Origin of the sequence: Paenibacillus farraposensis (assembly GCF_020736845.1) — a bacterium.
Classification (GTDB): domain Bacteria; phylum Bacillota; class Bacilli; order Paenibacillales; family Paenibacillaceae; genus Paenibacillus; species Paenibacillus farraposensis.
This window is the reverse complement of record NZ_JAFFQR010000019.1, coordinates 190,611-206,394: the sequence shown is the minus strand read 5'-3', so window position 1 is coordinate 206,394 and position 15,784 is coordinate 190,611. Positions and strand designations below refer to the sequence as shown.

The following is a 15,784-nucleotide window of genomic DNA, read 5'->3' as shown; positions in this document are numbered from 1 at the left end:
AGCTCAGCTGGGAGAGCATCTGCCTTACAAGCAGAGGGTCGGGGGTTCGATCCCCTCAGCCTCCACCATTCATATTACTTTTAATGTCGCGGGGTGGAGCAGTTCGGTAGCTCGTCGGGCTCATAACCCGAAGGTCGCAGGTTCAAATCCTGCCTCCGCAATTATTTCCCAATGGAAATGCCTCTGTAACTATGGTGTAGAGGCCTAACATGCCTGCCTGTCACGCAGGAGATCGCGGGTTCGAATCCCGTCAGTTCCGCCATTTATATACCCTGTTGGGAGCCATTAGCTCAGTTGGTAGAGCACCTGACTTTTAATCAGGGTGTCGAAGGTTCGAGTCCTTCATGGCTCACCATTCATGAAATGATATGTTATAATATCGTATATTGCGGACGTGGCTCAGCGGTAGAGCATCGCCTTGCCAAGGCGAGGGTCGCGGGTTCGATTCCCGTCGTCCGCTCCATATTTGCGCCCTTAGCTCAGCTGGATAGAGCGTTTGACTACGAATCAAAAGGCCGGGAGTTCGAATCTCTCAGGGCGCGCCATTAACTTCATAAGCCGGTGTGGCGGAATTGGCAGACGCGCGCGACTCAAAATCGTGAGGGAAACCGTGGAGGTTCGAGTCCTCTCACCGGCATCTATTTCGGGATGTAGCTCAGCTTGGTAGAGCACCTGGTTTGGGACCAGGGGGTCGCATGTTCAAATCGTGTCATCCCGATTTAAAAAGGAAAGTCGCTGTAATAGCGGCTTTTTTTTGTATTTATATATTTTGTATAATTCAGTAATCGCCAGGTCACACTAACACAAAAAAGTGGGACGGAAGGGATTATTGTGAAGCGATTAAGTTGGAAAAAACAAATGAAGCGGCGTTGGAAACAAGGGAGAAAAATGATATGGGCCTGTACCATTTTTGGAATGGCTTGTTTGCTTGCAGGAGCGGGCATCCTGTTTTCACGTCATATGCAGGCTATACTGTCACAGCCACTCGCTACTGCCGTTATGGCCCAAGTTGATATGGAGGAATCTTCATACACAACCCCAGCTGAAGATCGCTCCTCACAGATGCAAGTATTGCAAACTATTCGTGCTTCGGGTATAAGCCGGAACACCCGGCTGTTGACCAGCTACGTGTGCGGCACGGAAACCCTTTCCTTAGGGACGCTAAACTCGCAGCAGCTGGAAAATTTAATGAAGCAACATCCTGACTGGAAGGGACGTCTGAATAATAAGGGAGAGGTGTGGCTGGAGCGGAGGGTGGAAGATTTATCAGAAGCATGTAAAGAGCGCGGTTACATGGGGTTAAGTGAAGATGGACAGCTCACTTTATTTGAGGGACCTCCCAAAAAGGAGAAAGTGATACGAACTTTTTTTCAGTTGGACGTGGACTCTATGGAGACGGCTTTGCCAGAAGGAGTATATGAACAGCTTCAGCAGGGAATCCGTGTACAGGATATGAATGAGTACAATAGTGTAATCTCTACCTTCAGTGATTTTGCGGTGGAACGAACACAGAGAGTATTAAAGCATCACTATTGATGAGAGACAAGGAGACGTAAAGTATTACTGATGAGGTAATGCTTGCAACGTCTCTTTTTTTATGTTTTCAGCCAGGGTTAAATTTTTTCCTCTATTAGATGCAAAGTTTTGTTATAATGGAGTGAACGACACATATGTTCGCTTTGTATGAATTTAGCCATAAATGCATTAAGTATGAAGTTGCTTATGGATAGTTAACGCCATGGTTTAGCGGTAGGGGAGAGATTTTTTTGCGTTTTCTAGGAATTGATCCGGGTATTGCTATTGTGGGCTTCGGATTTGTGGACAAGATTGGCAATAAGGTGGTTCCTGTGCAGTACGGGTGCATCCAGACAGAGGCCCATACACCGGAAGAAGAACGGCTGCTTCATGTGTATGAAGGCATGCTGCAATTAATCGATAAATATAAGCCTGATACGGTAGCGCTGGAAAAGCTTTTTTTTAATCGCAACGTTACAACTGCTATGTCAGTAAGTCAGGCGCGTGGTGTGTTGGTATTGGCTGCCAAGCAGCGTAATCTCCCCATAGGAGAATACACGCCAATGCAGGTTAAGCAGGCTATTGTAGGATATGGCAAGGCGGAGAAGAAGCAGGTACAGGAAATGGTTAGAATGTTTCTAAAGCTTCAAGCAGTGCCTAAGCCGGATGATGTAGCGGATGCTTTGGCGGTGGCTATTTGTCATGCGCATTCCTATGGACTAAATTCAAAATTAAATGAGGTATTGCGAAAATGATAGATTTCTTGCGTGGTTCTGTGGTTCATCAGGAAAATGAATATGTCGTTTTGGATGTGCAGGGAGTAGGCTATCGGGTGTTCTGTCCTAATCCTTACGCTTTTGCCAAAACAAAAGGGCCTGTGGTCATTTACATTCACCATCATGTAAGGGAGGATGCGATTTCGTTGTTCGGGTTTGCAACCCGTGAGGAACAGCAGTTATTCCGAAAACTGATTGATGTATCTGGCATTGGACCGCGTGTGGCACTTGGCATTTTGGGAGGCGGTACGCCTGCTCATGTGGTAACGGCGATTTATCAGGAAAATATCACATTTCTCACCAAATTACCGGGCATCGGTAAAAAGACGGCTCAGCGCATGATTTTGGATTTGAAAGACAAGCTGGACGGGATCGGCTCGCTGGGGATGGCGACCGGGTTGTTTGCAGAGCCTGTCACGGAAGAGGGCGAAGGTTCATATTGGGCCGAGGCGCGTGAGGCGCTCAAGGCACTTGGTTATACAGATGCAGAGCTGGATAAGGTATGGAGCAGAATGAAGAAGGATACAAAACCTGACGATTCTGCCGATATTTTGATGAAACGGGCTTTGCAGCTGTTGTTTGCCGGATAGGACGCTGATGTCCGTTAACAGAAGTCTGGTGTAAAGAGGAGCGATGGAAAATGGAAGATCGGATTATTTCCGCCAATTTGATGATGGAAGACCAGTCGGCGGAGCTAAGCCTTCGCCCCCGTTATCTTAATGAATATATCGGGCAGAATCAGGTTAAGGATAATTTGAAAATATACATTGAAGCGGCCAAAATGCGCAAAGAAGCGCTGGATCATGTACTGTTATACGGTCCACCTGGATTGGGTAAGACGACCCTCGCCAACATTATTGCCAATGAACTGGGAGTAAATTTGCGTACCACTTCAGGGCCTGCGATTGAAAGACCCGGAGATTTGGCGGCGCTGCTGACCAATCTCCAAGAAGGTGATGTTTTGTTCATTGATGAAATCCATCGCCTTCATCGGACGGTGGAGGAAGTCATGTACCCGGCGATGGAGGATTTTGCACTGGACATTATGATTGGTAAAGGCCCGAGTGCGCGATCGGTTCGCCTGGATTTGCCACCCTTTACCCTTATAGGGGCTACTACACGCGCTGGGCTGCTTTCTGCGCCGCTGCGTGATCGTTTTGGTGTTATCAGTCGGTTAGAGTTTTATACGACAGACGAGCTGGCCTACATCGTATCTCGAAACGCAGATATTATGGAGATTGAGATTGTGGGGGATGCAGCGGAAGAAATCGCATTGCGTTCACGGGGGACACCCCGGATTGCAAACCGATTGCTAAAGAGGGTGCGTGATTTTGCTCAAGTTGCCGGAGACGGTATTATTCATTCAGAACTGGCCGCGGAGGCGCTGAAGCGACTTCAGATAGACCCGCTCGGACTGGATGAAATTGATCATAAAATGCTTAAATCGATGATCCATTCATTCCGGGGCGGACCGGTGGGATTGGATACGATTGCGGCAACGATCGGTGAAGAGAGCCAGACGATTGAGGATGTGTATGAGCCATATTTGCTTCAAATTGGGCTTTTACAAAGGACACCTCGGGGACGGACGGTGACTCCGGCGGCATATGCCCACCTTGGAATCCCTATGCCAACAGATCCACGATGACTGAAAAGAGAGTAACCTTTTTAAATGCAAAAGGAGTTGTGAGTAATATTGGTGCGGGTTCAATGTTTGGATTGCCCCGCCGATGTATTTAAAGGGACAGACGAGGGTCGAAATCCCGTTAAATCATGCAATAAGAATGCTGGACAGCTAGATTGGGGGAGCCAGAAATGAATGAAAAAGCATTGAACCGAAAAACCATTTTCGGTACATGGGCGAGCCGGACCAAACGGGCAGCAGTAATTATGGTATTGGCTACAGCTTGTCTGCCTTGGTCTTTAGGTGTTCATGCTGCCGCCGCTCAAGAGGATATTCGTGTAGTGATCTTTGCAGATTTAGGCAGCAAATATAAAGCTACAGTTCCCGCTGTAACCTTGAAATCATCAGGAGGGCTAAGTGTCGGACAGAACAGCGGGGGGAGCTTTCAGGCTTGGTTGGGGCTACCGGACAATACAGCTCGTTTTAGTGTAGACAGCTATCGTGTGAAGGTTCTTGAAGGCAATGAAGCCACAGCGATAAAAGCGGCCCAAGCATTGCAAAAGACTAATGATAAACCAACCGTTTTTATAGGTTCAAAAAACGGCAGCTCTGTTTATCAGGTGTATGCGGGAAGCTATGCAAGTGAACAGACAGCACAAGCTGCAGTGCAGCGAATTTCTTCCGTAACCGGAGCGCAGGCTGAGGTTAAGGGAAACATGCACTGGTCTGTGGGAAGCTATGGAAGCGAGCAGGAGGCAAACCTCGTTCGTGCAACCATCGCGGCTGCAGGCTTTGATGCTTTTACTGTGATTCAATCCAGAGGTCAGTATGCTGTGTGGGTTGGAGAAGAAAGCAATGACAATAAGCTGGCGGCTTTGAAATCAGAGTTGGAAAACAAGCAGCCTAAACTTAATTTAACTAAAGTCAGTGCTCAAACCGGGCTCATAATCAGACAAGAAGCAGGTGTAACAACAGGCTCGCAGGCGATGTCCCATTACATGCTGAGTGGATCTGACAACAGCAAGGTGACGGTCAACGGCGGCAACAATGGAATTCAAGTGGTTGAAAGATCACAGCGTACATATCGTGGCGATATGGAGGTTAGCATGACGTCAGGGCAGCTGGCGCTTGTTAATGAAGTACCGTTGGAGCAGTATTTGTATTCCGTGGTAGGAGCTGAGGTCTATTCCTCATGGCCGGTTGAAGCCCTCAAGGCTCAGGCGGTGGCGGCTCGCAGCTATGCACTTGCCCAAGGCAATCGGTTTCAGATCGGTAATGTAGTGGATGGGACATTGAGCCAGGCTTACAACGGCAAAAGCTCGGAGCATGCGAATGTCAGCGAGGCTGTAGATGCGACGGCTGGTGAAGTCATTAAAAGTGGTGGCAAAGTGGTCGAAGCCGTATTTTCATCAAATGCTGGCGGTGTAACCGCAGATGCCTCCGAGGTATGGAACAGTAGTGGTGAAGTATTCGCCAGTGTAGACAGTTCGGGAGATGCTTCAGCGCAAAAAGGCGCACAGCAGTGGTATCATGTACTTCTCTCCAGCGGTAAGACGGGTTACATTCGTGAGGATAATGCCAAGGAGCTGGAGGGTGTTACAGAGTCAGGGTTAGACAAAATCACAGTAACTGCGGAAAACACCAATGTGCGGCCTATTCCACAAATCCAATCAACCGTTGCACCAATAGCCAAGGTTCAACCGGGTGAAGAGATGATTGTGTTGGAGAAGGTGCCTCAATCCGGAGACTATGCATGGGTGCGGGGACCTTTTACATCAGCACAGATTGCTAAATCCCTGCAAGGGAAGGTAACGGGAACTGTGCCATCCTCAATTAATTATCTGGACGTTATCAAACGTGGTCCCTCAGGGCGTGTGCTTGAGGTTGAGGCCAACGGGTCGCCTTTAAAGGTAAAATATCCTGATATGTATCGCTCAGCAATGGGGGGATTGCCCAGCACATTGTTTGATATTGCGAGTACCGACAGTTATACTGTACTAGGCGCTGATGGGGCTACATCTCACGTAAGCGGCGCGCAAGGAACGCAGGTACTGTCAGCATCCGGGAGCGACACTTTCAGCGACAACGGGCTGATTGTTATGAATGGAGATCGCCATGCACGCGTCATTGATAAAACGCAAAGCTTTATTTTTTCAGGCAAAGGGAACGGTCACGGACTGGGCCTGTCGCAATGGGGAGCCAACGGTTTGGCCGAGCAGGGGTATGATTACAAGAAAATTTTGCAACACTATTACAAAAATGTGGATATAGTTAAGGACTGACCAATATATGAACGTAAACGACTATGATTTTGAATTACCCGAAACATTAATTGCACAGACGCCCTTGCTGGAGCGGAGCGCTTCCCGATTGCTGACGTTGAACAAGCATAACGGTGAAGTGGGACATCATACCTTTTCGGATATTGTGCAATATCTTAATCCAGGGGATACGCTGGTACTGAATGATACGCGAGTGATTCCTGCGCGCTTGTTTGGCATCAAGGAAGACACTGGAGCCAAGGCTGAGGTGTTGCTGCTTAAGCAATTGGAGGGGGACCGATGGGAAGCATTGGTGAAACCTGGTAAAAAGCTGAAAAAGGGAGCTGTAATCATCTTCGGTGAGGAACTGAAAGCCGTCATTGAGGAAGAAGGTGATATGGGAGGAAGAGTGCTTTCATTTTCTTATGAAGGTATTTTTCAAGAGATTCTGGACCGTCTTGGACAAATGCCACTTCCACCCTATATCAAGAAGCAGCTAGATGATCGCGAGCGTTATCAGACCGTTTATGCCAGGCATGAAGGCTCTGCTGCGGCTCCAACGGCAGGATTGCATTTTACAGAACAATTGCTAGACCAAATTAGGGAGAAGGGCGTTTCCATTGCCTTTATCACACTTCACGTCGGCTTGGGGACGTTCAGACCGATGTCCGTCGATACGATTGAAGAGCATGTAATGCACGAAGAATATTACTCATTGTCGCAGGAAACAGCGGATGTGCTGAATCAAACCAAAGCGCGGGGCGGAAGAATTGTCGCCGTAGGGACAACCAGTTGCCGAACGCTGGAGACGGTGGGCCATGCATTCGCAGGTGGACCTTTACAAGCTAGCAGCGGCTGGACACAGATTTTTATTTATCCAGGTTATGAATTCCGTGTGGTGGATGCAATGATTACGAATTTCCATTTGCCTAAATCCACGCTGGTTATGCTGGTTAGTGCCTTGGCGGGCAGAGATAATATTATGCATGCTTACCAGGAGGCGATTGACCGTCAATATCGGTTTTTTAGCTTCGGGGACGCGATGTTCATTTATTAATTAAGGATGGTAGAGAAAATATGGCACCAGCAATAAGATACGAGCACATTAAAACCTGCAAGCAATCGGGGGCACGCCTCGGGCGTGTTCATACACCTCACGGAGTGATAGAGACACCGACCTTTATGCCCGTAGGGACACAAGCTACCGTTAAAACGATGAGTCCTGAGGAATTGAAGGAAATGGATGCTCAAATTATTTTGAGCAATACGTATCATCTGTTTCTTCGTCCCGGTCATGATATTATTCGTGAAGCAGGCGGGCTGCACAAGTTTATGAACTGGGATCGTCCCATTTTGACGGACAGCGGTGGATTTCAGGTGTTTTCCTTAAGCGAAATGCGTAAGATTACGGAGGAAGGCGTTCATTTTCGCTCTCACCTAAATGGAGATAAGAAGTTTCTTTCACCAGAAGTGGCGATGGACGTCCAAAATTCACTCGGTTCGGATATTATGATGGCCTTCGATGAATGTCCGCCATTTCCGGCTGAGTATGAATATGTGAAGAAGTCGCTGGAACGCACCAGCCGTTGGGCTGAGCGTTGTCTGAAGGCACATGCACGTCCTCATGACCAAGGACTCTTCGCTATTGTACAGGGAGGCATGCATGAAGATCTGCGCAAGCAAAGTGCGGCGGATTTGACTTCCATGGATTTCCCGGGGTATGCTATTGGTGGACTGAGTGTAGGTGAACCCAAGCACCTGATGTATGAAGTGCTGGAATATACGGTTCCTCTGCTTCCTGCCAACAAGCCGCGTTATTTGATGGGCGTAGGCTCGCCGGACGCCTTGATTGAAGGCGCTATCCGTGGCGTGGATATGTTTGATTGTGTACTTCCAACACGCATTGCCCGCAACGGCACAACGATGACAAGCCAAGGCCGTCTTGTTGTTCGTAATGCCAACTATGCCAGGGACTTTGGTCCGCTTGACCCTGCTTGTGATTGCTACACTTGTCGCAATTATTCACGTGCATACTTGCGGCATTTGATCAAGGCAGACGAAACCTTCGGGCTAAGACTGACAACGTATCATAACCTGCATTTCCTAATCCAGCTGATGCGTAATGTCAGACAAGCGATTATGGATGACAGGCTGCTTGATTTCCGCGATGAATTTTTTGAGCAGTATGGTCTTCATGATAATGCTAAAGGCTTTTAAGTTTTAGGTGAGAGTATACTAAAGGGGGATTTTACGTGTTTCAATTTGCTACAGCTGCGGCTGCACCCGGTGGAGGAAATGGAGGGCTGTTCCAAATGATCTGGCCACTGGCTCTGATGTTTGTAATCTTTTATTTCTTGCTGATTCGTCCGAATCAAAAAAAACAAAAACAGCGTCAAGCGATGCTTCAAGCTTTGAAAAAGGGTGACAAAGTAATAACAATCGGGGGTCTTCACGGTACAATTGTGGAGATTACAGACGATGTAGTCGTTTTGCGTGTAAATGATGTAACTAAGCTGACTTTTGATCGAAGTGCCATTAGCAATGCCATTGTAAAAGAGACAGCATCTGAGGAAGCTGTTGCCAAGCCATAAGATGGTGTCTATTACCATGTGAAAACCGAGCCTTTAGGAGGCTCGGTTTTTTTGTGCTGCTTTGTTACATGGGCCACACCTTGCATTGTGATTATTTGCTCAGGTTAATTCCGAACATTCCGCCCCCCGCACCTATGACAAAGGCAATTCCTAAGTGCAGCAGGTCCTGGCCATTCATGCCCGCATCCAGTGCCAGAAAACCGACCAAAAGAACAATTAGTCCATACAGGATGCCTGTAATGCCGCCTTGATACCAACCTTTGTTCGTGGATCTTTTGCCAGCGACAAAGCCGCCAGACAGTATTGCGAATGCGTGAACGATGTACGTATACAGGGATAAGTCCTGTTCCTGCAACTGCGTCAGCCATAACAGCAGGGAAAGAAGCAATGCACCAAGCAGCATCCATGCAAAAGCATAAAACAAGCCTGAAAAAATGGGATGGGCCAGACGAAATGAGCACCAGCGACGAATAAGCTCCATGGATAATTCCTCCTGTACCAAGGTTTGAATTATTATCATTCTATGGCCAAGCCTCACAGCTTAGTACCACGTCGCAAGCAGTCTTTCTCTTTATTTCAATAAATTAGCCATTTGTTTTTGGAATGAGTCAAGTGAGGAACGGTCAGAATACGGTACATGAACAACTCACATTTTGTCACAAAGTACAGGGGAGGAGGCGAATGTATTGAGTCACGATATTTATACTCATATTTTTCGAACGCTGCTCATGTATTTTATCGTATATTTAGTGATGCGCTTGATGGGTAAACGAGAGATCGGAAAATTGTCCATTTTTGATCTCGTCATCTCCATTATGATTGCGGAAATTGCGGTATTTAGTCTGGAGGATATTAAACGTCCGCTGTATGAAGGATTAGTTCCTTTAGGGGTGCTGTTAATTTTACAGATTGGAATGTCCTATTTCAGTCTTAAAAGCCGGCGCTTGCGCCTGTTGTTTGATGGCCGGCCCAGTGTACTGTACTCCAATGGACAATTATATAAGGACGAGATGGTTAAGCAACGCTACAATCTGGATGATTTGTTGTTACAACTTCGTGAGCAAAATATAGAAAGTCTGGATGAAGTGGAGTATGTTATTTTGGAAACTACAGGCAAGCTCACGGTGATAAGCAAGGATGATGAAGATATTGCTGCTGAGCAGGGAACCATGAAACAGGATCTAAGTCAAAAAGAATTGATACACAATGAGCAACAGGTGAATAAAGTTCATCCGACACCCCAAATCGGCGGGAAATTTAGATATGAGGGCCTGCCCATTCCATTAATTATGGACGGCAAGGTGCTGGATCGAAATTTGGAACGGATGGATATGAACCGGTTTTGGCTTAAAAATCAGATTCAAGCGAAGGGACACAAAGATTTTAAAGATGTCTTCTTATGCACGGTCAACCATAAAGGTCAAGTGTATATTACGCCGCCGGTCTGTTCCTCGGATTAGATTTCTTTGGTCTTAAACCACCTTCTCAGGATGGGAATGCGTGTAAGGTCGTCCCAGTCAATCATTTTGATTGAAGTCATTAGAAAGAGGTACAGTATAATTCCCACCCCTGAGGCAAAAATAAATTGAAGCCAGATAGGATCGAACATCACAAGATGTCTGTAGACATACAATACTGCAGCTGCCATAATGATCATGCCAGCTCCGGTCTTCCAGAAATCAAGCAAACGCACGCGAAAATGCAGCAGTCTGCTTACACTGAAGCCGTGCAAAAGGGTAACAATGGCATTGTTGATACAAATGGCGATAACAGCCCCATAAATACCATACTGAGGCTGAGAGGCCAGCCAAACAATAAGCACAATCTTGATAGCGGCTCCGACAAAGGTATTGAATAAAGCACTTCCGGGACGATCCAGCGCTTGAAGTGATGCCTGGAGCGGAGCCTGGATGTACATAAAAAGCGCGAAAGGCGCCATAAGTTTAAGCATGCCTGCAATATCGCCATTGTTGTAGAGTAATAGACATAAAGGCTCTGCCAGCACGTACATGATAACGGCGAAAGGGGCTCCTGCAACCAAAGCAAGTCGAATGGATTGATGCAAACGTTTGTGAATGGCTGTCATGTGTCCCTTGGCAGCGGCTTCAGATAAGGAAGGAACGAGTGACACGGCCAATGAGCTGGTGAGGACACCCGGCAGTAATAACACCGGAATGACCATACCCTGCATGGCTCCATACTGTGCGGTTGCGATTCCAGTAGCAACACCTGCTGCAGAGAGGCTGCGCATACACAAAATAGACTCAAGCAAATAGGATAAAGAACCGACAAGCCTCCCTGCCGTTACGGGAACGGATATAGACATAAGACGTGACAAAACGGACATCCCCCCGGAATGAGCCTTAGAGGCGAAAGGTGTCTTCGGTGCAGGAAGCATAGAGTCATTTCGCTGGTTCATGGCGTATTGCCATAGAAGCACAACCATCCCAATCAGTTCACCTGCCAATGCACCGAGCATGGCTCCCGCAGCAGCGTAGGCAACACCATATGGAAGCAGCAAGTATGCAAACCAAATGACGCAAAATATGCGCATAACGGTCTCGGCAATCGAAGAGCTCGCAGAGGGGATCATATTTTGTTTTCCCTGAAAATAGCCCCTAAATGCAGAGGAAACAGCAACGATGACAATCATTGGACTCATGCTAATAAATGTATAATACACACGACTGTCAGTCAGAATGTGGTTTGTGATCCACGGGGCGAACACAAGGCAAAGCACCATCGCGAGCAGACTCAGGACAACGGTGAACCGCAGGCTGGTGTATAAAATACGACGTGACATTTCAGGTTGTCCCGCAGTTTCGGCTTCGGCCACAAGCTTGGCTACCGCCAGTGGAATTCCTCCGGTAATCAAAGTTACCAGTACGATAAAAAAGGGATACCCCTGTTGATATAAGCCAACTCCTTCGGGCCCGATAATACGCGGGAGTGCGATTCGCGGAATAAAGCCCAGTAGCCGATTGATGATTCCCGCTGCCAATAAAATAATTGCTCCATGGATGAATGTCTGCTTTTTCAATCGCAACTCCCTCTTCCCCAAAATGTAATTCAGCGTCTATGCGTTACTTTAGAAGATATGCCGAACCTGTCCATATTCATGACAAGCTTTTCTGATCCAATCAGGGCAATTCAGGCGGCGGGAGAGAAGTGGTGAATTCTGCTATTGACGAGCGAATTGAATGCATATATTGTTGAATTACAGCTAATTTCAACGAAAAAGAAGGATTTTCCAGAATCAGGATAGAAGTGTTCTATAAAAGCAGTCAATAACCCCGCTAATTGCTGATTTGTGGAAAGGGAGTCGCCGGGAGGGAGGAACGACCACCGTGGGTATGGAAGAGCTGGATGAGCAGGATTGGGATGACGCTATAGAGATGCTATGTCAAAGCAAGGCGGACGAGCTGGTTCTCGTAGGCTATGAACATGTCACAAGTAGAGACGTGTGGAATTGCGTCAGCTATAAATATGAAAAGGAGGGCATTCCTCCACTGCACAAGCTCGTTAACGATATACTTTCCCTTAAAGCGACGAGTTTTATGAACTATTTGACAATGTCCGCATTGCGGGGCTCCACTTTCGAATAGAAGGGAGCCTTTTTTTGTGTTCAAATTGACTGCTTTTTGAGGGGTAGCTATAATAGGAATATTGAGAATGAAAGGGGAACATGGAACGGAATGAAAAGAATTCTAAGTTTCATCGTGGTCGTGCTCATAACAACTGGTGTTATGGTCGGGACGAGCCCGGGCCTACTGAACAGTTTAAAACTAGGCCTCGATTTAAAGGGAGGCTTTGAAATTTTATATGAAGCCCAGCCTTTGGAAGCAGGGCAAAGTGTAACCAAACAGTCTCTCATTCAAACTGCGCAAAGTCTGGAGAGACGGATTAACGAGCTCGGTACGACTGAACCGGAAGTAACAACGGAGGGAAGCAACCGTATTCGTGTACGGCTTGCCGGTGTCTCTAATGAGGCAGAGGTCCGCTCCATGCTGAAAAAGCCTGCTGAGCTGACATTCCGCAGTGCAACGGCAGCGGATGCAAAAAAGCCAGGGCAATACAGCAAAATTGAGCTCCGCGGCGATGATTTTGTAGAGAATGGCGCTGTTGTCGGCTACGACCAGCTGAACAAACCTGAAATTAGCATCAAAGTGAAGGACAAAGCCAAATTTGCAGAGATTACAAAACGGCTTCTTAACAAAGAATTGGCTATTTTTCTGGATGATGAATTACTCTCTGCACCTACGGTACGCAGTGAACTGACGGATGGCAGTGCGTCGATCACAGGCAGCTACACTCGTGAAGAAGCGAACAAGCTGGCCGACACGATTAACCTGGGGGCACTTCCGCTCAAACTGACGGAAAAATATTCCCAGAGTGTAGGCGCTACGCTGGGTCAGCTGTCACTGAATCAGACGATCCGTGCCGGTTTAATCGGCTCAGTCATTATTCTGGTGTTCATGATTGCGATGTTCCGTGTACCAGGACTGATTGCCAGCTTCTGTCTCATCGTTCATACTTGGCTGGTGCTTGCTATCTTTTATTTGGGCGGTTTCGTGCTTACGCTTCCGGGGATCGCAGCCTTCGTGCTCGGGATCGGGATGGCCGTCGATGCCAATATCATTACGTATGAACGGATTAAAGAAGAAATCAAGTCAGGCAAAACCATTCGTTCCTCTGTCATCGCAGGCAGCAAGGCCTCGTTCCGCACTGTTATGGATGCCAATATAACGACAGTTATCGCGGCAGCGGTCATGTTTGGTCTGGGGACGGGCTCCGTTCGAGGATTTGCTCTGGTGCTCATCGTTGACATTGTCACCAGTATTTTAACGAATATCTTCTTCTCCCGCTTCTTGCTCAATCTGCTGGTTAAAGCGGATGCTGTGAAGAAGCCCAAGTATTTTGGTGTGAAGGAGAGTGATATCAGTGCGCTTTAATTGGGACTTGAAATATATCAAGATGAGCAAGTGGTTTTACACTTTCTCAATCATTATCACACTGCTTGGTATTTTGAGCTTGTCGATATTCGGTTTGAATTACGGAGTTGATTTCCGTTCCGGTTCCAACGTGGATGTCAATTTGACCAAGGTCGTTACACAGCAACAGATTCAATCTTTGCTGGACAAAAAAGGAATCGGCAAAGATGTCGACTATACACCGGGTAAAGAGCGTTTTGGTATTCGCTTTTCACAGGTGTTGACTGATCAGCAAGTGAATGATTTTAAAATCTCTTTCAATAAAGAGCTTGATCCCAATGCTTCATTTGAGGTTAATACGGTAGATACGGAAATGGCGAAAGAGCTCGAACGGAATGCGATATTGGCGATTTTGCTGGCCTCTGTGGCCATCGCGGTCTATATTTCGATTCGTTTTGAATGGCGTTTTGCGATTGCAGCCATTATTTCGTTGTTGCATGATGCGTTTCTTGTCATTAGCATTTTCTCCATTTTCCGTCTTGAGGTGAACTTGACCTTTATTACGGCTATTCTGACGATTGTTGGTTTCTCCATCAATGACACCGTCGTTATTTTTGACCGGATCCGGGAAAATCTGCGATTTGCGAAGAAAAAGTCCAGAGCTGACTTGGAGCAGGTTGTCGATCACAGTATCGCACAGACGATGACGCGATCACTTGCAACTGTGTTTACTGTGTTTATTGCCTCTGTATGTTTGTTCATTTTTGGCGGCGAGTCAATTCGGATGTTCTCGCTTGCGATGGTGATCGGTTTGCTGTTCGGTGCTTATTCCTCCATTTTCATTGCCAGCCCACTGTGGGTAGCTTTGAAGGGCAAGCAAAAATCTCCGACAGCTGGCGGTGGCGCAGCCAAAACGGCAAAGTCTTAAGTTACGCAAATATCAGTAGTATAATGAAAAGAGAAAGCCGCGTCTGCTTGGGCGCGGTTTTCTAAGGTTTTGAGATTTGCCTTGAGTGTGGCTGTTAGTGGCCCATGAATGATGATTTTAAGAGATTCGGCAAGATTGATGAAGCTTTACCGGGAATGGGTCAGTTCAGGACTGAGGGGGAAACGTTGTGAATAGCGAACGCAGCCGATCATTAGAAACTACAGCGTGGAGCGGGATTGTAGGTAGTCTCGCACTTGCTGTACTAAAGGGGACTGTCGGTTATGCGGCAAACAGTAAAGCACTGCTCGGGGACGCACTGTACACGGCTGCAGATAGTGCCTTCCGTTTGCAAGACCTGCTTTCCAAAGATGGTACAGGACACGGGATGCTGGCACGGCTGCGAAATGGTGAAAAGGTTCGAGCTGTCATTTCTGTGGTGCTGGCTATTTTGGTGCTGATGAGCGGTCTACAGCTAGCGATCTCGGCTGTCCGCTCATTAAGTAGTCTGGAACCGCAGGCTCCCAGTTTGTATGCATTAACGACTGTTTTTGTTGCTTTGGTGCTGAGAGAAGTACTATTTCAGTTTCAATACCGCTATTCGATTAAACATGGCCATAAAGCAGAAGCAGGTATGTACGCTAATCATGAACGCTACTCGCTTTATGCGTCGCTGATTGCATTGATCGGCATGATCGGTGCAATGACCGGTAAAGCAATGGAATGGCCGGCGTTGTTGTATCTTGACCCAACCGCAGCTTTGCTGGTAGCCTGTATGGTAATGCGCAAAGGTTACCTGATGGTGATGAATACCGCTTATCAGGCACCGGCGAAGCCCCTGCGAGAGGAAGACTCCCAGTGTTTTATGGAGACGATACAACGGGTGTATGGTATTGTAACGATTGAGCATTTCCATGCCCAGAAAGCAGGTCATTTCGTAATGCTTGATGTAACGATTAGTGTGAACCCCCGGATTACGGTACAGGAAGCGCAAGAAATTGCCGATCGGGCTAAAAATTTACTGATGTCCCGTTTTCCACAGGTAACCCATGTACAGATGCAGTTCATTTCCTACCAAGCCGGGTATCCTTACAAAACTAATCATGAACTGCCGGATAATGATGTGTCGTCATTGCTGCAATAATGCGGGGTGACGCTGAA

General features: G+C 47.2%; 15 protein-coding genes and 7 tRNA genes. 20 read left to right on the top strand and 2 right to left on the bottom strand.

Features of this window, described 5'->3' with window-relative positions; genetic code table 11:
• Nucleotides 1–87 precede the first annotated feature (87 nt).
• The 15 genes from JO375_RS05235 (at nt 88) to yajC (ending at nt 8,767) form a co-directional block, all read left to right on the top strand.
• Nucleotides 88–161, top strand: a tRNA-Met gene (locus JO375_RS05235).
• 24 nt (nt 162–185) lie between these two features.
• A tRNA-Asp gene (locus JO375_RS05230) sits at nt 186–262 on the top strand.
• A gap of 17 nt (nt 263–279) precedes the next feature.
• Nucleotides 280–355 (top strand) — tRNA-Lys (locus tag JO375_RS05225).
• A 33-nt stretch (nt 356–388) separates the two neighbouring features.
• Nucleotides 389–463: transfer RNA gene (locus JO375_RS05220), tRNA-Gly, on the top strand.
• Nucleotides 464–468: 5 nt separating this feature from the next.
• Nucleotides 469–545 (top strand) — tRNA-Arg (locus JO375_RS05215).
• Nucleotides 546–557: 12 nt separating this feature from the next.
• Nucleotides 558–637 (top strand) — tRNA-Leu (locus JO375_RS05210).
• Between the two features lie 7 nt (nt 638–644).
• Nucleotides 645–718: transfer RNA gene (locus tag JO375_RS05205), tRNA-Pro, on the top strand.
• A 113-nt stretch (nt 719–831) separates the two neighbouring features.
• Nucleotides 832–1,536 (top strand): BofC C-terminal domain-containing protein, encoded by a 705-nt coding sequence (locus JO375_RS05200; protein ID WP_229523456.1) that lies wholly within the window; start codon nt 832–834, stop codon nt 1,534–1,536.
• 230 nt (nt 1,537–1,766) lie between these two features.
• A complete protein-coding gene (gene ruvC, locus JO375_RS05195; protein ID WP_229523455.1) occupies nt 1,767–2,270 on the top strand; it encodes a crossover junction endodeoxyribonuclease RuvC in 504 nt (167 codons plus the stop codon).
• Complete coding sequence (gene ruvA, locus JO375_RS05190; RefSeq protein WP_229523454.1) at nt 2,267–2,881, top strand: Holliday junction branch migration protein RuvA; 615 nt, start codon at nt 2,267–2,269, stop codon at nt 2,879–2,881. The genes ruvC and ruvA overlap by 4 nt, the downstream gene beginning before the upstream one ends.
• Nucleotides 2,882–2,931: 50 nt before the next feature.
• On the top strand, nt 2,932–3,939 hold the full coding sequence (gene ruvB, locus JO375_RS05185; RefSeq protein WP_229523453.1) for a Holliday junction branch migration DNA helicase RuvB: 1,008 nt from the start codon (nt 2,932–2,934) through the stop codon (nt 3,937–3,939).
• A 167-nt stretch (nt 3,940–4,106) separates the two neighbouring features.
• Nucleotides 4,107–6,197: a SpoIID/LytB domain-containing protein gene (locus tag JO375_RS05180; RefSeq protein ID WP_229523452.1), complete on the top strand. Its 2,091-nt coding sequence runs from the start codon at nt 4,107–4,109 to the stop codon at nt 6,195–6,197.
• Nucleotides 6,198–6,204: 7 nt separating this feature from the next.
• Nucleotides 6,205–7,233 (top strand): tRNA preQ1(34) S-adenosylmethionine ribosyltransferase-isomerase QueA, encoded by a 1,029-nt coding sequence (queA, locus tag JO375_RS05175; protein ID WP_229523451.1) that lies wholly within the window; start codon nt 6,205–6,207, stop codon nt 7,231–7,233.
• 20 nt (nt 7,234–7,253) lie between these two features.
• Nucleotides 7,254–8,393: a tRNA guanosine(34) transglycosylase Tgt gene (tgt, locus tag JO375_RS05170; protein WP_229523450.1), complete on the top strand. Its 1,140-nt coding sequence runs from the start codon at nt 7,254–7,256 to the stop codon at nt 8,391–8,393.
• 35 nt (nt 8,394–8,428) lie between these two features.
• A complete protein-coding gene (gene yajC, locus JO375_RS05165; RefSeq protein ID WP_229523449.1) occupies nt 8,429–8,767 on the top strand; it encodes a preprotein translocase subunit YajC in 339 nt (112 codons plus the stop codon).
• Between the two features lie 91 nt (nt 8,768–8,858).
• On the opposite strand, the gene JO375_RS05160 is transcribed toward yajC, so the two are convergent.
• Nucleotides 8,859–9,248: a TIGR04086 family membrane protein gene (locus tag JO375_RS05160; RefSeq protein ID WP_229523448.1), complete on the bottom strand. Its 390-nt coding sequence runs from the start codon at nt 9,246–9,248 to the stop codon at nt 8,859–8,861.
• Between the two features lie 205 nt (nt 9,249–9,453).
• Here JO375_RS05160 and JO375_RS05155 point away from each other — a divergent pair, with 205 nt between their 5' ends.
• Complete coding sequence (locus tag JO375_RS05155) at nt 9,454–10,227, top strand: DUF421 domain-containing protein (protein ID WP_229523447.1); 774 nt, start codon at nt 9,454–9,456, stop codon at nt 10,225–10,227.
• On the opposite strand, the gene spoVB is transcribed toward JO375_RS05155, so the two are convergent.
• Nucleotides 10,224–11,807, bottom strand: a complete 1,584-nt coding sequence (gene spoVB, locus JO375_RS05150; protein WP_229523446.1) for a stage V sporulation protein B — start codon at nt 11,805–11,807, stop codon at nt 10,224–10,226. The genes JO375_RS05155 and spoVB overlap by 4 nt on opposite strands.
• 307 nt (nt 11,808–12,114) lie before the next feature.
• On the opposite strand from spoVB, the gene JO375_RS05145 reads away from it, so the two are divergent.
• From JO375_RS05145 to JO375_RS05130, 4 genes are all read left to right on the top strand, one after another.
• On the top strand, nt 12,115–12,372 hold the full coding sequence (locus JO375_RS05145) for a post-transcriptional regulator (protein ID WP_229523445.1): 258 nt from the start codon (nt 12,115–12,117) through the stop codon (nt 12,370–12,372).
• Between the two features lie 90 nt (nt 12,373–12,462).
• Nucleotides 12,463–13,719 carry a protein translocase subunit SecD gene (gene secD / locus JO375_RS05140; RefSeq protein ID WP_229523444.1) on the top strand — a complete coding sequence of 419 codons (1,257 nt, stop codon included), beginning with the start codon at nt 12,463–12,465 and terminating at the stop codon, nt 13,717–13,719.
• Entirely contained in the window at nt 13,709–14,626 is a 918-nt protein-coding gene (gene secF, locus JO375_RS05135) for a protein translocase subunit SecF (protein ID WP_229523443.1), read from the top strand. The genes secD and secF overlap by 11 nt, the downstream gene beginning before the upstream one ends.
• Nucleotides 14,627–14,813: 187 nt before the next feature.
• Nucleotides 14,814–15,767 (top strand): cation diffusion facilitator family transporter, encoded by a 954-nt coding sequence (locus tag JO375_RS05130; protein WP_229523442.1) that lies wholly within the window; start codon nt 14,814–14,816, stop codon nt 15,765–15,767.
• Nucleotides 15,768–15,784: the final 17 nt, after the last annotated feature.